Origin of the sequence: Caldisericum sp., from assembly GCA_022759145.1 — a bacterium.
In the GTDB taxonomy this organism is placed as follows: Bacteria; Caldisericota; Caldisericia; order Caldisericales; family Caldisericaceae; genus Caldisericum.
The window spans coordinates 2,236-5,198 of record JAEMPV010000073.1 but is presented as its reverse complement, the minus strand read 5'-3'; the positions used below and the strand labels follow the sequence as shown (position 1 = coordinate 5,198).

General features: G+C 33.4%; 4 protein-coding genes. All 4 read right to left on the bottom strand.

What is annotated here, in order from left to right; genetic code table 11:
• Positions 1 to 35 precede the first annotated feature (35 nt).
• A complete protein-coding gene (gene cmr6, locus JHC30_05305) occupies positions 36 to 902 on the bottom strand; it encodes a type III-B CRISPR module RAMP protein Cmr6 (protein MCI4463570.1) in 867 nt (288 codons plus the stop codon).
• A complete protein-coding gene (gene cmr5, locus JHC30_05300) occupies positions 886 to 1,329 on the bottom strand; it encodes a type III-B CRISPR module-associated protein Cmr5 (GenBank protein ID MCI4463569.1) in 444 nt (147 codons plus the stop codon). The genes cmr6 and cmr5 overlap by 17 nt, the downstream gene beginning before the upstream one ends.
• On the bottom strand, positions 1,310 to 2,266 hold the full coding sequence (gene cmr4 / locus JHC30_05295; GenBank protein MCI4463568.1) for a type III-B CRISPR module RAMP protein Cmr4: 957 nt from the start codon (positions 2,264 to 2,266) through the stop codon (positions 1,310 to 1,312). Before cmr4 ends, cmr5 begins: the two co-directional genes overlap by 20 nt.
• Before the next feature lie 2 nt (positions 2,267 to 2,268).
• The coding region (locus JHC30_05290; protein ID MCI4463567.1) for a hypothetical protein at positions 2,269 to 2,963 on the bottom strand (695 nt) is incomplete at its 5' end.

Here is a 2,963-nt window from a genome sequence, read left to right as displayed (position 1 = left end):
CTGCGATCAAGTTAAAATCTACATTTTAAAAACAATTAGCCTTCAACGAAATTTCCGTATCCAACATTTCTTTTTGCGCCAACACCAAAATCAGACACGATTTTCTTAAACAACTTTAGTTTATCTTCTTTAGAAATTAATACATCATTTATCTTTACATCTACAAGTTTAAACTGGAAAATAAAAGTAACTCCTGGGGCAATTTTTAAAAATCGAATTGGAGTTGGATTCTTAAATTGGCTCTCGTGGGGTGTTATGTAATCTTCTGCAAAAATTCTACCATCCTTGGGAGGTTTATAAATATCTATAAAGGCATCGTAAAAAATGTCTTCCTTGTCAAAAAGAATTTCCCAGTTTTCCTCATTAATCAAGTTGCTGTGGTTTAAAGCCTTATTAACATATCGTAGTTTTTCGTAGTTTATTTTCTTAAGAAGTTCTTTTTCTTCTTCTTTAGCGTCTTTTGGTATCTTTTTAGGAAAGACGCTTTTAATAATTCCTTTTACAGATGACCCAGGGATAACGGGCATTCCTGTTGTATGGTCAAAGAAGAACCCAAGTTGAAAATCGGAAGGTTCTTTTGATTTGGGATCTTTCTTCACAATTGGATGTTCATATCCAGCGCCTATAACAAGCCCTGGATAAACGATTTTTAGCGAAAAAGTTAAAGCACCAGGAATTTTAAAATAATCTTTGTACTCAATTCCGTTTATCGGAATATAATTTCTCGAATCTCTATTGTTTACTCCGAGTAATTCATAAAGATTCTTCTTATCTAAAAAAGCGCTTTTATTGTTATTTGTTGAATTTGAATCATTTCTACCGCAATGCTCTTCTCTTGTTCCTGATTTTCTATAAAATATAAATGATGCGTTGGTGCTCATATTATCACTCGCTTTCTTCAACTTTTTTCTTCTTAAAAGTTTTCATTGCAAGTTTGCAAGCAATGGTAGCCTCAATAACTCGTTCTTCAAATTTCCTGTATTCGGTTGGATCTTTAATTTTTTCACATACCACGCTCAGTAGCTCTTTCCCTTTTAATGATTCGTCATTTTCGGCAAGAACTTCTAACAAAAGTTTATTTATTGGCTTTCTATTTCCATCTTTTTTCCCATCTTTTTCTTCATCTTTTTCTTCATCTTTTTTTTCATCTTTTTCATAAAATGCAACCGTCTGAAGCAAACCTGACATTCTAACACTTATGCCGAAAGAATCCATATAACTTGAATAGTTAGAAGGTAAGAGTTCTTCTCCGTTTTCTCTTTCCACGAGGTATTCTTTTATCTTTTGTATTGCAACTGGAATCATACGATTAATTCTTTCCTGGTTCATTTTTCACCTCCGTTGTAGGTGAATCATTTTTATTCTGCTGCTTACATAACATATCAATTTCTTTAATTTTTGTGACACCGTATCCAATAGAGGCATTCCCTCCGAATTGGATAAGATCATTTTTTAAACTGTTTTCAAATTTATTTAGAGCCACTTTCTTATCTTCAACATTATTGTTTTTGGATTCGTCCGAGGCATTGTTCTCTTTTTTGTCTTCCACCTTATGATAGCCCAACATCAACCACAATTTACTCCTTCTCGGCAAGACTTCTTCATAGAATAAATTTTCGCTTTTTCCGTCATTTCCAATTTTGTTTCTTGCAATTACCGGCAACGAATTCACGCAAATTCTCTTGAAAATATCGTCATTAAAAACAGCAAGATTACTTAAATTTGGTAATCCTAAAATCTTAGAGACAGATTCTTTAGTGTCGTTTTCTATATCAACCTTGCAATTGTCTTTATATTCATAATCCTCTATCTCAAGGCCTTTTGCTTCTTCAAAAACTACAAAATCGGCTTTCTTTTGCTCGAGTTGCTCTTTTACCTTGTTTATAAACGCGTCAAACTTGCTAACATCCTCCTTGCAAAACACTTTTAGTGCTTCCTTAAAGTCTTCAAGTGCATTAACGGAGGTAGCATAGTAAAAAACTTTTTGTGATGACCTTAACGGCAAAAGGAGCAGTCTTGCTTCGTAGAATTTGACTATTCCAGGTTTATCTACTTCAGACCCGAAAATAGTCTCAATTTCGTTCTTGGTAAGTATTTTTTCCATATGTTCTCTTAGCGCGCCTTTTACGCTTGATGGATTAAAAATTGGAAGAGATGTAACAGGGTCTTTTTGAATTGTGATGTCCGCTATACCAAAACTCACATCACCAGAGCCTACACAAGTGTTTGTAAGTGTTTCGATTAAAAAAATTTTGTGTTGTATCATTTTTATCCTCCTATTTTTAATACATAATTATAGCCTATTTTGTATGGTAAACACCATTCATTTAATGAACACTTATCCTTTAGATAAAAGACAGAGCCAGCAGGGATCATTCTTGCTGCTTGTGATTTACTATTTGGGGCACAATTTTCTCGCTTACAATTCCTTGTGGAAAATATACCACCAACTATCCTGTGTTCGCAACAGTCTATTAATTTATCAGATTCATATTCGCTTACTAATATTGGACTAATAGCAACAAGTTTTGTTCCGTTATTTGAGATGCTGAAATTACTGGATAGGTTGCATTTGTCTTCAAGAATACACTCCATTACAGGATGTCCTTGGATGCTATTTTTTATTTCTTGATTTATTTCTTCTACCTCCATCCTAAAAGTTGAATGTTCTCCACCTAAAATTACTTCGTCATTATGGAGAAAACTTTCTGCATCATCTTTTACCCATACAATCACTCCAAATGAGTATTCTTTTTTAAGGGAATAGTCAATTTTTACATAGTATGCATCTTCCCTGTTAGATCTGTCTTTTAGTCCTTTTCTGATTCCAACGCTCTCATGAGCAATAAAGATTTTTTCCTCATCAAACCATAAATCTTCCTCAAACTCAATTTTATCTTTATTCATATAGGATTTCCAGAATTCTTTGCCACCAAAATACAAAGAATCTTTAGCCTTTGGGT